This window comes from Aminobacter niigataensis (assembly GCF_014200015.1).
Taxonomy (GTDB): domain Bacteria; phylum Pseudomonadota; class Alphaproteobacteria; order Rhizobiales; family Rhizobiaceae; genus Aminobacter; species Aminobacter niigataensis.
In genome coordinates, this window is sequence record NZ_JACHOT010000001.1 from 1,722,597 (window position 1) to 1,736,784 (window position 14,188).

General features: G+C 63.9%; 14 protein-coding genes. 7 read left to right on the plus strand and 7 right to left on the minus strand.

Annotated elements, in window-relative coordinates:
- Window positions 1-259: 259 nt before the first annotated feature.
- The 6 genes from GGQ99_RS08600 to hutI all read right to left on the minus strand — a co-directional run bounded on the left by GGQ99_RS08600 (window position 260) and on the right by hutI (window position 6,794).
- Complete coding sequence (locus GGQ99_RS08600) at window positions 260-832, minus strand: NADPH-dependent FMN reductase (RefSeq protein ID WP_183262032.1); 573 nt, start codon at window positions 830-832, stop codon at window positions 260-262.
- Between the two features lie 113 nt (window positions 833-945).
- Window positions 946-1,509, minus strand: a complete 564-nt coding sequence (locus tag GGQ99_RS08605) for a HutD/Ves family protein (protein WP_183262034.1) — start codon at window positions 1,507-1,509, stop codon at window positions 946-948.
- 2 nt (window positions 1,510-1,511) lie between these two features.
- On the minus strand, window positions 1,512-3,188 hold the full coding sequence (hutU, locus tag GGQ99_RS08610; RefSeq protein WP_183262038.1) for a urocanate hydratase: 1,677 nt from the start codon (window positions 3,186-3,188) through the stop codon (window positions 1,512-1,514).
- 11 nt (window positions 3,189-3,199) lie between these two features.
- Window positions 3,200-4,027 (minus strand): N-formylglutamate deformylase, encoded by an 828-nt coding sequence (gene hutG / locus GGQ99_RS08615; protein ID WP_183262040.1) that lies wholly within the window; start codon window positions 4,025-4,027, stop codon window positions 3,200-3,202.
- The gene (gene hutH, locus GGQ99_RS08620; protein WP_108608591.1) at window positions 4,024-5,568 is read right to left on the minus strand and encodes a histidine ammonia-lyase; all 1,545 of its coding nucleotides are present in this window, start codon (window positions 5,566-5,568) and stop codon (window positions 4,024-4,026) included. Before hutH ends, hutG begins: the two co-directional genes overlap by 4 nt.
- Window positions 5,565-6,794: an imidazolonepropionase gene (gene hutI / locus GGQ99_RS08625; RefSeq protein ID WP_183262042.1), complete on the minus strand. Its 1,230-nt coding sequence runs from the start codon at window positions 6,792-6,794 to the stop codon at window positions 5,565-5,567. The genes hutH and hutI overlap by 4 nt, the downstream gene beginning before the upstream one ends.
- Before the next feature lie 98 nt (window positions 6,795-6,892).
- Here hutI and GGQ99_RS08630 point away from each other — a divergent pair, with 98 nt between their 5' ends.
- A complete protein-coding gene (locus GGQ99_RS08630) occupies window positions 6,893-8,245 on the plus strand; it encodes a formimidoylglutamate deiminase (protein ID WP_183262043.1) in 1,353 nt (450 codons plus the stop codon).
- Between the two features lie 16 nt (window positions 8,246-8,261).
- Window positions 8,262-9,020: a histidine utilization transcriptional repressor HutC gene (gene hutC, locus GGQ99_RS08635; protein ID WP_343061696.1), complete on the plus strand. Its 759-nt coding sequence runs from the start codon at window positions 8,262-8,264 to the stop codon at window positions 9,018-9,020.
- Between the two features lie 71 nt (window positions 9,021-9,091).
- Here hutC and GGQ99_RS08640 read toward each other — a convergent pair whose 3' ends face one another.
- Window positions 9,092-9,436 carry a RidA family protein gene (locus GGQ99_RS08640; RefSeq protein ID WP_055979001.1) on the minus strand — a complete coding sequence of 115 codons (345 nt, stop codon included), beginning with the start codon at window positions 9,434-9,436 and terminating at the stop codon, window positions 9,092-9,094.
- A gap of 205 nt (window positions 9,437-9,641) precedes the next feature.
- On the opposite strand from GGQ99_RS08640, the gene aztA reads away from it, so the two are divergent.
- The 5 genes from aztA to GGQ99_RS08665 all read left to right on the plus strand — a co-directional run bounded on the left by aztA (window position 9,642) and on the right by GGQ99_RS08665 (window position 14,118).
- On the plus strand, window positions 9,642-10,475 hold the full coding sequence (aztA, locus tag GGQ99_RS08645) for a zinc ABC transporter ATP-binding protein AztA (protein ID WP_183262045.1): 834 nt from the start codon (window positions 9,642-9,644) through the stop codon (window positions 10,473-10,475).
- A 2-nt stretch (window positions 10,476-10,477) separates the two neighbouring features.
- Window positions 10,478-11,344, plus strand: a complete 867-nt coding sequence (aztB, locus tag GGQ99_RS08650) for a zinc ABC transporter permease AztB (protein ID WP_183262047.1) — start codon at window positions 10,478-10,480, stop codon at window positions 11,342-11,344.
- Window positions 11,345-11,367: 23 nt separating this feature from the next.
- Window positions 11,368-12,303, plus strand: a complete 936-nt coding sequence (aztC, locus tag GGQ99_RS08655; protein WP_183262049.1) for a zinc ABC transporter substrate-binding protein AztC — start codon at window positions 11,368-11,370, stop codon at window positions 12,301-12,303.
- 141 nt (window positions 12,304-12,444) lie between these two features.
- Window positions 12,445-13,641, plus strand: coding sequence for a zinc metallochaperone AztD (gene aztD, locus GGQ99_RS08660; RefSeq protein ID WP_183262051.1), 1,197 nt, complete (start codon window positions 12,445-12,447; stop codon window positions 13,639-13,641).
- A gap of 138 nt (window positions 13,642-13,779) precedes the next feature.
- The gene (locus tag GGQ99_RS08665; protein WP_108608596.1) at window positions 13,780-14,118 is read left to right on the plus strand and encodes a protein tyrosine phosphatase family protein; all 339 of its coding nucleotides are present in this window, start codon (window positions 13,780-13,782) and stop codon (window positions 14,116-14,118) included.
- The last annotated feature ends 70 nt before the right edge of the window (window positions 14,119-14,188 follow it).

Genomic DNA, 14,188 nt, shown 5'->3' on the forward strand with positions numbered 1-14,188 from the left:
CGCTCTTGCACCGCGATTGAGTGAAAATATGGCGCCGTCATCACCCACGTCGCCAGGCGCCTCATAGCAGTGCCGGGTAGAGACCGGAACGGAAGGATTCAGGCTTTTTCGTGTTCGATGCTCGAATTTGGCCATATTTCAGGCAGTGCCCGTCAAAGGAACTCGCTTTGGCAATTGCGAGGCACGAATCGCCTTGCTCCGCGCCCGGATCCTTCTTGTGCCGGACGAATTTCCGCCCCGCCAAGTCGTCGGGCGAAGGTCATCCGCCGCGCGGCAATACGGTGTAGACCCTGACGACAAAGGCGTGGAATTCGGCCATGTAATTCCTGAGGAATTCGGCGGTATCCTCATTTGTCACCTCGCCTTCATCGGTGATCAGTCCCGGCTTGAACTGGATGTAGGCTTCCGGCGCATTCATTTGCGGCGAATTGCAAAAGCTCAGCACGCTGCGCAGGCTTTGTTGCGCGACCGCCGTGCCGATCGCACCCGGCGACGTTCCGATGACGGCCGAAGGCTTGCGGGTGAACGAATTGTTGCCATAGGGCCGGCTCGCCCAGTCGATGGCGTTCTTCAGGCCGCCGGGGATGGACCGGTTGTATTCGGGCGTAACGAACAGGATGGCGTCGACACCAGCAAGCGCCTGCTTGAACGCGCGGGCGGGCGGCGGAAAATCGGCGTCATAGTCGTAGCTGTAGAGCGGCAGGTCCCGAAACGAGATTTCCTCCATTTCGAGATGCTTGGGTGCGAGCCTGACAAGCGCCTTGGCGAGCTTGCGGTTGATCGAGCCTGCGGCAAGGCTGCCTATGAAATAACCGACCTTGTAGGTGTCCATGGCACATTCTCCATTTCGCCGTGCGATATCGGTCGCCGACCTGACCTACCCACCCCGATGGGATAGTTTGCCAGTTCCGGCCGGATGTCACGACGATTTTGGAGATTACGCGCTTATTGGCGGCGAATGGAGACGAGCAGGAGCGATACCGCTTCGCTAAGCTCTATTTCCAGCACAACTGGGCCAGCTTCGATATGCAGCGTGTCCAGCGCGGCGATTTTCTCATTGCCGATACGCGCCGAGCCCGAGGCGAAGAAAACCAGGCTGGTCCCCTCACCCACGCCAATCCTGGTCGGCTCTGAAATTTCCAGCCGCTGGACCGAGTGGCTGATGCGGCCCCGCCGGGTCATGACGTTGAAATCGAGAACCGGGCCGTCGATGAGCTTCGCCTCGGTGCTGACATCGCCCGGGAAAATGTAAGGCTCTGACCGTGGAGACAGTGCCACCGGCGCCGCATCGCCCGCCGCGAGCTCCATGCTGCCGGCCAGGACCGTCAGCGTCCGGTCGATGCCGGCGAAGACGGAAAACGGTCCGCCGCTTGCGACTTGCGCCATCGAGATGCGCCAGTCGAAGTCGTCGAGCCCGGCCGCGGGCGGCCAGGCCATGATTTCGGTCGTCACGCCGCCGCCGTTCTTCCACGGCATGGGGCGGCAGTCGGCGTGACGAATGATGCGCATGGTCAGCCCAGGATGCCCGGCAGGTTGAGGCCCTTGTCCCTGGCACAGTCGAGGGCGATGTCGTAGCCGGCATCGGCGTGGCGCATGACGCCGGTCGCGGGGTCGTTCCACAGCACGCGCTCCAGGCGGCGTGCTGCGTCCTCGGTGCCGTCGGCACAGATGACCACGCCCGAATGCTGCGAGAAGCCCATGCCGACGCCGCCGCCATGGTGCAGCGACACCCAAGTGGCGCCGGAGGCGGTGTTGAGCAGCGCGTTGAGCAGCGGCCAGTCGGACACAGCATCCGATCCGTCCTTCATCGCCTCGGTCTCGCGGTTCGGCGACGCGACCGAGCCCGAGTCCAGGTGATCGCGGCCAATGACGACAGGCGCCTTGAGCTCGCCCCTGGCGACCATCTCGTTGAAGGCGAGGCCGAGGCGGTGGCGGTCACCGAGGCCGACCCAGCAGATGCGCGCCGGCAAGCCCTGGAAGTGGATCCGCTTTGCCGCCATGTCGAGCCAGTTGTGCAGGTGCGTGTTGCCGGGGGTGAGTTCCTTCACCTTGGCGTCGGTCTTGTAGATATCCTCCGGGTCGCCAGACAGCGCCGCCCAGCGAAACGGGCCGATGCCGCGGCAGAACAGCGGACGGATATAGGCCGGGACGAAACCGGGGAAGTCGAACGCGTTCTCCACGCCCTCTTCCAGCGCCATCTGGCGGATGTTGTTGCCATAGTCGACGGTCGGAATGCCCATCTTGTGGAAGTCAAGCATCGCCTTGACGTGCACGGCCATTGAGGCGCGCGCGGCTTTCGCCACCGCCTTGGGATCCCGCTGGCGCTTGTCTTCCCACTCTGCGACCGTCCAGCCCTGAGGCAGGTAACCGTTGACGGGGTCATGCGCCGAGGTCTGGTCTGTCACCGCGTCCGGCTTGACGCCACGCTTGACGAGTTCGGGGAAGACGTCGGCGGCATTGCCGAGCAGGGCGACGGAAATCGCCTTCTTTTCCTTGCTTGCCTTGTCGATGATTGCCAAAGCGTCGTCGAGGTCCTTGGCCTGGACGTCGACATAGCCGGTCTTCAGCCGCATCTCGATGCGGCTCGGCTGACATTCGACGGCAAGACAGGAGGCTCCAGCCATGGTGGCGGCCAGCGGCTGCGCGCCGCCCATGCCGCCGAGGCCGGCCGTCAGGATCCATCGGCCAGCCAAGTCGCCGCCAAAATGCTGGCGGCCCATCTCGACGAAGGTCTCGTAGGTGCCCTGAACGATTCCCTGGCTGCCGATATAGATCCACGAGCCGGCAGTCATCTGGCCGTACATCATCAGGCCCTTCTTATCGAGGGCGTTAAAATGATCCCAGTTGGCCCAGTGCGGCACGAGGTTGGAGTTGGCGAGCAGGACGCGCGGCGCATCCTTGTGGGTGCGGAACACGCCGACCGGCTTGCCCGACTGGATGAGCAGCGTCTCGTCCGCCTCGAGCTTGCGCAAGGCGGCTACGATGCGGTCGAAGCTCTCCCAATCGCGCGCGGCGCGGCCGATGCCGCCATAGACCACGAGTTCGCTCGGCTTTTCGGCGACCATCGGGTCGAGATTGTTCATCAGCATGCGCAGCGGCGCTTCGGTGAGCCAGCTCTTTGCGGTGAGTTCCGTGCCGGTGGCGGCGCGGATGACGCGGTCATTGTCGATGCGGGAATGTTGGGTCATGCGTAAGCCTCCTAGGAGTGTCGGCTGCCCGCCCAAGCGAGCGCGGTTTCGAAAATCTTGGTCAGCGTCGCACGCATCGGCGCGGCGAAGGCGGGGTCGTAGCGGCTCGGCCAGTTGGACGGTTCGATCTTGCCCTCCGGCTCGAGCATGTAGCCGCGGCAGGAAAGCTCCATCTGCAGAGCATGGACACCCTGCTCCGGGCGGCCGTGGTGGCGGGTGATCCAGCCGCCCTTGAAACGGCCATTGACGACAGAAGGCCGGCCCGTCGCGGCCATCAGCGCGGCGACCTGTTCCTGCAAGGCAGGGTCGGCGCTGTTGCCGGAATTGGTGCCGAGATTGAACAGCGGCAGTTTGCCCTCGAAGAGCCTGGGGATGACCGACCGGATCGAATGGCAATCGTAAAGCACGACGTGGGGATGCAGCGCACGCAGGCGGGCAATCTCACCCTCCAGCGCCGCGTGGTATGGTTCGAAATAAGCCGCGCGGCGCCGGGCCACCTCGTCGGCGTCGGGCACCTGCCCTTCCCTGTACAACGCCTCGCCGTCAAAGGTCGTGGTCGGGCAAAGCTCCGTCGTCGCCTGGCCGGGATAAAGCGAGGCGCCCGAGGGATCGCGGTTGACGTCGATGATCGAGCGCGAAACCGAGGTGCGGACGACGGTCGCGCCCAGATCACCGGCAAAGTCGTAAAGCTGCTCGATCCACCAGTCGGTGTCACGCCGGGCCAGCCAGGGCGAAACGAAGCCGTCGTCGCGCCCAGCAAGATCGGTACCGGTGTGGGGGATACTGACAAGCAGCGGGGCGTCGCCCTGCTGGACCGTCAGCCAGGACCTATCGCTCATGCCTGAGCCCCTGAAATCTGCGGCAAGGAAACGGCGCCAGCCGCTTCGACGATCGCCCCGTTGCGGACCAAAGCGATGGCCTTTTCCATGTCGGGATGGAAATGGCGGTCGTCATCGAGATGCGGCACCTGCGCCCGGACCAGCTTGCGCACCGCTTCGAGCGCCCCACTCGATGCCAGCGGGGCATGGAAATCGCAGCCTTGGGCAGCAGCCAGCAGTTCGATGCCGATAACGCCATTGGCGTTTTCGATCATCGACAGCAGCCGGCGCGCGCCGTGGGCAGCCATCGAGACATGATCTTCCTGGTTGGCGGAAGTCGGGATGGAATCGACGGATGCCGGGTAGGCCCTCTGCTTGTTCTCGGAAACCAGTGCTGCAGCCGTGACCTGCGGGATCATGAAACCGGAATTGAGGCCCGGCTTCGGCGTCAGGAAAGCCGGCATGCCGGACAATGCGGGGTCGACCAGCATGGCGATGCGGCGCTCGGACAGCGAGCCGATCTCGCAAACCGCGAGCGCGATCATGTCGGCAGCAAAGGCAACCGGCTCGGCGTGGAAATTGCCGCCGGAAAGAGCCGTATCGTCCTCTGTGAAGATCAGCGGGTTGTCAGTGACACCATTGGCCTCGGTGCCAAGCGTGTCGGCCGCCTGGCGCAGCAAGGTCAGGGCTGCGCCCATCACCTGCGGCTGGCAGCGCAGGCAATACGGGTCCTGGACACGTTCGTCGCCGACACGGTGGCTCTCGCGGATGGCGCTGCCGGCCATCAGGTTGCGCAGCGCATCCGCCGTTTCCATCTGGCCGCGATGTTTTCTCAAGAGATGGATACGCGGATCGAACGGCGCGTCCGAACCCTTGGCCGCGTCGGTCGACAGCGCGCCGGTGACAAGCGCCGACTTGTACAGAACCTCGGCATCGAACAGGGCCGCAAGCGCATAGGCGGTCGAAAACTGGGTACCGTTGAGCAGCGCCAGGCCTTCCTTGGCGCCGAGGGTGATCTGCTCGAGTTCGTGGGTGACGAAGGCGACCTTGGCCGGCACGATGCCATGCGGCGTATGGCAATCACCGACGCCGATCATCGTCGCGGTCATGTGCGACAGCGGCGCCAGATCGCCCGATGCGCCGACCGAGCCCTGGGCCGGCACGACCGGAATGACACCCTTGGCAAGCATGGCCTGCAGCAGGTCGATGGTCTGTTCGCGCACGCCGGAGGCACCCTGTGCCAGGCTTGCAAGCTTCAGAGCCATCATCAGGCGAGTCACCGCGACCGGCATGGCCTCGCCGACGCCCGCGGCATGGGAAAGCACGATGTTGCGCTGCAGGGTTTCCAGGTCGTCCGCCGGGATGCGGACGCTGGCCAGCTTACCGAAGCCGGTGTTGATACCGTAGACCGGCTCGCCCTTGGCGACGATCCTTGCCACCGTTTCGGCGCTGGCCCTGATCCTGGGGCGGCAGGCCGGATCGAGTTCGGGCACGGCGCCGCGATAGATGGCGCGCCATTCGGCCAGCGTTGCGTTACCGGGCTTCAGAACGAGCGTAGTCATTTACCTCTCCAGATACGGGCATGGAGCGGATTGAACCCCATGCGATAGACAAGTTCGGCCGGGCTTTCGATGTCCCAGATGGCAAGGTCGGCCCATTTGCCGGCTTCGAGCGTGCCGGTCTCGGCCTGCAGGCCGAGCGCACGCGCCGCTTCGCGGGTGACGCCAGCAATGCATTCGTCGACGGTCATGGCAAACAGGGTGGCGGCCATGTTCATGGTCAGAAGCAGCGAGGTCAGCGGCGAGGTGCCGGGATTGTTGTCGGTGGCGACGGCCATCTTGACGCCGTGCTTGCGGAACAAGTCGAGCGGCGGCTTTTTGGTCTCGCGAATGAAGTAAAAGGCGCCCGGCAGGATGACCGCGACCGTACCGGCCTTTGCCATCGCGGCAGAGCCGGCCTCGTCAGTGTATTCGAGATGGTCGGCCGATAGCGCACCATAGCGCGCGGCCAATGCCGCGCCACCGAGATTGGACAACTGGTCGGCATGGAGCTTAACCGGCAGGCCGCGCTCTGTAGCCGCATCGAAAACACGTGCCATCTGATCGGGCGAGAAGGCGATACCCTCACAGAAGCCGTCGACTGCGTTGGCAAGGCCTTCATCAGCTATTTTCGCCAGCATCGGACCGGCAACGAGGTCGATATAGGCATCCTTGTCGCCGTTGGCTTCCGGCGGCAGCGCATGGGCGCCGAGGAAAGTCGTGCGCACTGTCACAGGCCGCAGCCCGGCCAGTTGCCGCGCTGCGCGCAGCGACTTGGCTTCATTGTCGAGGTCGAGCCCGTAGCCCGACTTGATCTCAACCGTGGTCACACCTTCGGCGATCAGTGCATCGAGGCGCGGCAAGGTCTGCGCCACGAGGTCTGCCTCGCTCGCCGCACGCAACGACTTGACCGACGAGACGATGCCGCCCCCTGCCCGTGCCACCTCTTCATAGGTGGCACCGGCCAGACGCATCTCAAACTCGTTGGCACGATTTCCGGCGTGAACAAGATGGGTGTGGCAGTCGATCAGGCCCGGCGTGATCCAGCGACCATGGCAATCCACAACCTCGGCACCCGACAGCAGCCCGGCCGGCATGTCAGCCTCAGCACCGGCATAGACGATGCGGCCGTCTCGTGTTGCGACCGCGCCTGCATCGACAATGCCAAGGCCGGCCTTGCTTTCAGCCAGCGTCGCCAGCCGCGCATTGCGCCAAACCCTTGCCGATCCTGTCGTTTGCGCTCCAGCCATGATCTTTTTCGTTTCCTCCACTTTCAATTATGTATATACATATCTAAGCACGATGCAAGTGCTATCGTGCGGTTCGCGACAGTGGTGAGGAGATTATGGTGGCAACAATCTTTGCGGAACAGGCGCTTCTGGCCGATGGCTGGCAACGAGATGTGAGGCTGACGCTGGCCGGCGGACGCATCGATCAGGTGGAAGCCGGAGCCGTCACCGCCTCGAACGACGAGCGCCACGCCATCGTGCTGCCGGGCATGCCAAACCTGCACAGTCACGCCTTCCAGCGCGGCATGGCCGGCCTCGCCGAAATCCGCGGCCCGTCGTCCGACAGCTTCTGGTCGTGGCGCGAGGTGATGTACCGTTTCGCCCTGTCGATGACGCCGGACCAGGTCGAGGGGGTGGCGGCGCAGCTTTATGTCGAAATGCTGGAGGCGGGATTTTCGCGCGTCGGCGAGTTCCACTATCTCCACCACGACCGCGACGGCAGCCCCTACGCCAACATCGCCGAGATGGCCGAACGCATCGCGTCAGCTTCGGTCGACACCGGCATCGGGCTCACCCTTCTACCGGTTTTCTACGCCCACTCCGGTTTCGGCGGCACTCCGGCAAATGAAGGTCAGCGGCGATTCATCAACGATACGAATCGCTTCGCACAGCTTTTTGAGAAGTGCGGCGAAGCGGTTGCCGGCATCGACGGCGCGGTGCTCGGACTTGCGCCCCACAGCCTGCGCGCGGCGACCCCGGATGAATTGCCGGTTGTCACAGCCATGACCACCGGGCCGATCCACATCCACATCGCCGAACAGGTGAAAGAAGTCGAAGACTGCGTCGCCTGGTCAGGGGCCCGGCCCGTCGAGTGGCTGTTGCGCAACGCTGATGTCGACAGGCGCTGGTGCCTGATCCACGCCACGCACATGACCGAGGCCGAGACGATCGCCATGGCTCGGTCGGGAGCGGTCGCCGGCCTGTGCCCGATCACCGAGGCCAATCTCGGCGACGGCGTCTTTTCTGCGCCGCTGTTCGTCGAACACGGCGGCAGATACGGCGTCGGCTCGGATTCGAATGTCGAGATCGGCGTCGGCGGCGAACTGCGCATGCTCGAGTACTCGCAGCGGCTGGCACACCGGGCCCGCAATGTGCTTGCGACATCAGGCCAATCGACCGGCCGCGCACTTTTCGACCGGGCACTCGAAGGCGGAGCACAAGCGCTCGGCGCAGGGAACGCCGCAATTTCCGCGGGTGCGCCGGCCGACTTCATCTCGCTCGACGCAGGCCACCCGACCCTCGCAGGGAAAACCGGCGACGCCATTCTCGACGCCTGGATCTTCGCGCGCGGCGGCAAGGTCGATTGTGCCTGGGTCCGGGGACGCAAAGTCGTGTCGGGCGGCCAACATTTCCGCCGCGATGCTATTGCGGCGCGGTTCCGGAGCGTGATGATGCAACTGACGGCGGCGTAAAGGCGAGGAAATCCTGGTGCCTGATTCGATAGCGGACCTAGTTGAAGCGCCGGAGAGCGGCGATGCATCGACATCGCTCTACCAGCGCATCCTCAACGACATCCGCGATCGCATCGTTTCGGGCGAATGGGAGCCGGGGTACCGAATCCCCTTCGAACACGAACTGACCGAAGAGTATGGCTGTTCGCGCATGACCGTGAACAAGGCGCTGTCGCAACTCGCCAAAGCCGGGCTGATCGAACGGCGTCGGCGCTCCGGCAGCTTCGTGCGCAGGCCGCAGTCGCAGGCAGCCGTGCTCGAAATCCACGACATCCGCATCGAGGTCGAAGCGCTCGGCCTGCCCTACCGCTACGAACTGATCTCGCAGCTCAAGCGGCGTGCAGGCGCGGCTGACCGTGACAGGCTGGGGGCCGGCGTTTCGGGCCAGCTTCTGGCGTTGAAATGCCGCCACTATGCCGGTGCGCGGCCGTTTTGCACGGAAGACCGGCTGATCAATCTCGCTGCCGTGCCCGAGGCTGCGGACGAGGAGTTCCTTGAAACTGCCCCCGGCCCCTGGCTGATCGGACAAGTGCCCTGGAGTGCGGCAGAACACGTCATACGCGCGGCGGCGGCCGATGCCGAGATCGCCGTGGACCTTGGCCTTGCCGCAGGGGCGCCCTGCCTTGTCATCGAAAGGCGGACATGGAGCGCCGAGCGCCCGGTCACGCATGTGCGCTTCACCTATCCGGCGAACGCCCATGCGGTGGTCGCCCGCTTCACGCCTTCCGACAGCTAGCCAAAAAGCAAAAACGCCGCGCATCCCGGGGACGCGCGGCGTTTCGTTGGACTTGAAGCCTAAGGCTATCGTCAGGCAGCAGCCGTGACGATGATCTCGACCTTGTATTCCGGACCGGCGAGCTTGGCTTCACCGGTTGCACGTGCAGGCGTGTTGCCCTGAGGCACCCAGCCATCCCAGACCGAGTTCATTTCGGCGAAGGTCGACATGTCGTCGAGCCAGATGATCGCCTGCAGGATCTTGGTCTTGTCGGTGCCGGCCTTGGCCAGCAGGGCGTCGATCTCGGCCAGGATGGCCTTGGTCTGCGCGGCAACGCTTTCGCCCGGGGCGCCAACCTGGCCAGCCAGGTAAACGGTGTTGTTGTGGATGACGATCTGGCTCATGCGAGGGCCGACATCGATACGACGAACGCTCATGGTGGTCTCCTTCCGTTATAGGTGGCGCCTTCTTAGATTTTGCTGCCCCATCGGCGCAAGGCCGCAATGGTCAAATTCCGTGGGCCAGTCCTGTCAGTTGCGGCCCTATGGGGAAAATGCACCGCTTTGTCGCACCGCCTCGTTGACTAATGTAATAACATCACATATCCAGAGTTCGAACGAGCGGCCGCCTGTGGACAGACCGATGACCGACGCCTGCCTGACATTCAAGGACCTGACGCTGGGCTACAGCAGCCATCCAGCGGTCCACCATCTCAACGGCTCGATCAAGGCCGGTTCGTTGACGGCGGTGGTCGGCGCCAATGGCTCGGGCAAATCCACCCTGATGAAGGGCATCGTCGGCGTGTTGAAGCCGATGGCCGGCTCCTGCACCGTCGCTCCGGGAAAACGCATCGCCTATCTGCCGCAGCAGTCGGAACTCGACCGCAGCTTTCCCGCCCGCGTGATCGATCTCGTTTCGCTCGGCCTGTGGCCTAGGCGTGGCCTGCTCGGCCGCTACACCAAAGAGGATCGCGAGGCCGTCAGCCACGCATTGATGGCCGTCGGGCTGGAGGGCTTCGAAAAGCGGCCTATCGACACCCTTTCGGGCGGACAGCTGCAGCGTGCGCTGTTTGCCCGCGTGCTGGTCCAGGACGCCGACATCATCCTGCTCGACGAGCCGTTCAACGCGGTCGACGCCAAGACGGTCGGCGACCTGATCCGGCTGATCAAGCGCTGGCACGGCGAAAACCGCACGGTGATGGTGGTCGCCCACGATCTCGAGCTGGTGCGCGCCCATTTTCCCAACACCCTGCTGCTCGCCCGCCAGCCGGTTGCGTGGGGCGAAACCATCGAGACGCTGCGCCCGGAAAACCTCCTGAGAGCCCGGCGCTTCGACGAAGCCTGGCATGACGATGCGCCATGGTGCGAACCGGAACCAGGCCATGTCCACGCGCACAGCCATGACGATCATCACCATCATGAGCACGGCGAGGTCCACGGCCATCCCGACCACGAATCCGGCCCGCGGGCAGCCTGAACATGTATGATTTCCTGATCGCTCCGTTCGTCGAATTCGGCTTCATGCAGCGCGCGCTTGCCGGCTCGCTGATGTTGGCCCTGGGCGCCTGCCCGGTCGGCGTGTTCCTGATGCTGAGGCGCATGAGCCTGACCGGCGACGCCATGGCGCATGCCATCCTGCCGGGTGCCGCCGCAGGCTTCCTGCTCTATGGGCTGCAGATCGTGCCGATGACCATCGGCGGGCTGATTGCCGGCGTCATCGTGGCGCTTGGCGCGGGTGCCGTGTCGCGCTTCACCGTCCAGCGCGAGGACGCGTCGATGGCGGCGTTCTACCTGATTTCGCTGGCGCTCGGCGTGCTCATCGTGTCGCTGCGCGGCTCGAGCGTCGATCTCATGCATGTGCTGTTCGGCACGGTGCTGGCGCTCAACAACGACGCGCTGACGCTGATCGCGCTGATTTCAGGATTCACGTTGCTGACGCTTGCCATCTTCTGGCGCGCATTGGTCGCCGAATGCCTCGACCCGCTGTTCCTGCGCTCGGTCAGCCGGCTCGGTACGCCGGTCCACTTCATCTTCCTCGGCCTCGTCGTGCTCAATCTCGTCGGCGGCTTCCAGGCGCTAGGCACCCTGCTCTCCGTCGGCCTGATGATGCTGCCGGCTGCAGCCGCCCGCTTCTGGACGGCGCGGGTCGAGCCGATGTGTGCGCTGGCCTTCGGTTTTGGCGCGATTTCCTGCGTCGCCGGGCTGCTGGTGTCCTACCACGCCTCCCTGCCCTCGGGCCCGGCCATCATCCTTTCGGCAGGGGCGATTTACCTCGCTTCCATTCTTTTCGGTACGCGCGGCGTCTTCAACACCAAGCTTCGCCGCCACCGCCACCGCACCGCCTGATCCGCTTCAACATGGAGAGACATATGCTCAGGACAATTGGCTTCGCCTCGCTTATGAGTGTTATAACATTAACCTCGCTCGGAACGACTTCGGCCTCTGCCGAACCGCTCAAGGTCGTGGCAAGCTTCTCGATCATCGGCGACTTCGCCCGGAATGTCGGCGGTGACCGCATCGAACTGACCACGCTGGTCGGACCGGACGGCGACGCCCATGTCTACGAGCCCTCGCCCGCCGACGCGGTGACCATGTCCAAGGCCAATGTCGTCCTGGTCAACGGCCTGCAGTTCGAAGGCTTCCTGCAACGCCTTGTCGAGGCCAGCGCCACCAAGGCTTCGGTGGTCGAACTGACCAAGGGCGTGTTGCCGATCAAGATGAAGCAAGGGCATGAGCACACTGCCGAGGCAGGCAGCGACGATCACAACCACGGCGACCTCGATCCGCACGCCTTCCAGTCGATCGCCAACGCCAGGATCTATGTGAAGAACATCGCCGACGCCTTCTGCGCCGCCGACGCCACCGGCTGCGACAGCTACAAGGCAAACGCCGAAGTCTATACCGCCAAACTCGACGCGGCCGATGCCGAGGTCAAGGTGGCGGTGGCGGCAATCCCCGAGGACAAGCGCATCGTCATCACCTCGCACGATGCCTTCGGCTATTTCGAGAACGCCTACGGCCTGACCTTCCTGGCGCCGGAGGGTATTTCGACCGAAGCGGAGGCCTCGGCGGCCGATGTCGCGGCGCTGATCTCGCAGGTGCGCGGCGACAAGGCATCGGCGATCTTTCTGGAAAACATCACAAATCCGCGCCTGATCGAGCAGATCTCCTCGGAAACCGGCGTCAAAGTCGGTGGAACGCTCTATTCCGACGCGCTGTCCAAGGCCGACGGCCCGGCCGCGACCTACATCGACATGATGAAGACCAACATCGCCACCATCAAGGGCGCGATCCTCGGCAGCTAACCAGATATCGCCAAGCGGCCAGCAGGCCGCCTTTTGGCCCCACAATCCGATCTGACTAACCAGCCGGCATGAGGCGGGGCCCAAAACCTCGCCTTTTTCTCAAACTCCACCTGTTATGTAATAACATTTTATGAGGAACGTATGAAACATCTGCTCGCCTCCACGCCTGCGCTTGCCGTTCTGCTCGGTTTCGCCACTGCTTCTGCCTTCGCGGAGGAACAAACCGCATGGCGGCTGTTCGTTTCCGATCACGCCCAACCGATCGTCCACGCCATCGACATGGAGACCGGCCAGAAGATCGACACGTTCAACGTCAGGGCACCGACCAGCCTCTACCGCTCCGCCAGCGGCCGCACCGTCTTTGCCGTGCAGGGCAAGGGCGATGTGATCTCGGTGCTTTCGAGCGGCATTTCTTTCGGCGACCATGGCGATCACGGCGACATCAGCATGGAGGCGCCAAAGCTTCTTGATGTCAGCTTCGAGGGCAAGAAGCCGTCGCATTTCGTCGACCATGAGGGCGACATCGCCCTGTTCTTCGACGGAGAGGGGAAGACGCGGGTCACACGAGAGGCTGACATTCTCGAGGGCAAGCCGGCCATTCGCGAAGTGACTACCGACGCGCCGCATCACGGCGTGGCCATCGCCCTGGGCGACCACGTGTTTGTGTCGGAGCCGAACCTGGAAAAACCCGATGAGTTGCCCATCGGCATTCGCGTGGTCGACCGTTCGGGAGCGTCCGTCGGGGGCCTGCACGATTGCCCGGACCTGCACGGCGAGGCGTCATCGGGCAACCTTGTTGCGGTTGCCTGCGCCAAAGGCCTACTCATCACTTCGACAGGCACAGGTGCCCCTGCGATCAACCTGCTGCCCTACGCCGACCTTCCCGAAGGCAAATCGACGACGCTGGTGGGCGGTCGCGGCCTGCAATACTTCCTCGGCAATTATGGTCCCAGCGCCGTCGTCCTGATCGATCCGAAGTCCGATGACGCCTTCAGGCTGATCGAACTGCCGACACGCCGCGTGCATTTCACCGTCGATCCTGTGCGGGCGAAGTTCGCCTATGTCTTCACCGAAGACGGCCAATTGCACCGGATCGACGTGGTGGCGGGCAAGGTGGATGCCTCGCTCAAGCTGACCGAGCCCTACAGCATGGACGGCCACTGGAGCGACCCGCGTCCGCGCATCGCCGTCGCCGGCGATCGCATCGTGGTCTCGGACCCGCTGAAAGGCGTCCTGCATACCGTCGATGCCACGACCTTTACGCCGACTGAGGAGATTTCCGTCGAAGGCAAGCCGTTCAACCTCGTTGCCGTCGGCGGATCCGGAGAAGCCCATTGAAATGACGGGGGAGCCGGACACACCGGCTCCCCCGTCCTGCATCTGCTACCTGCAGACGGTTGCCCCGGGGCGCCAGCAGTGGCAAGACTGGCGCCGACCGGCCGCGACTGCGGCCCACGAACCCTTGCGAGGACGAACATGGAAATTCGCCAGATCACCGACGATTACTCGGTTTCCGGCCAGATCACGCCGGACGAAGTTGCCGCCGTCAAGGCCGCTGGCTTCAAGAGCGTGATCTGCAACCGGCCCGACGACGAGCAGCCCGGCCAGCCTTCCGCAGGCAGCGTCAAGGCAGCAGTCGAGGCAGCCGGCCTTGCTTTCCGCCATATCCCCGTCATCAGCGGCCAGATGACCGGCGACAATGTTGCCGACATGGCCGATGCGCTCGACGAGATGGAAGGTCCGGTCTTCGCCTATTGCCGCTCGGGCGCCCGCTGCACCAACCTCTACATGGCAATCCAGCAGAGCAAGGGTTGATTGGAGCGGCAGCGGACGCGCTTCGATTTGCAGGACCACCAATTATGACCTAAATTATGGTCATAAGGAT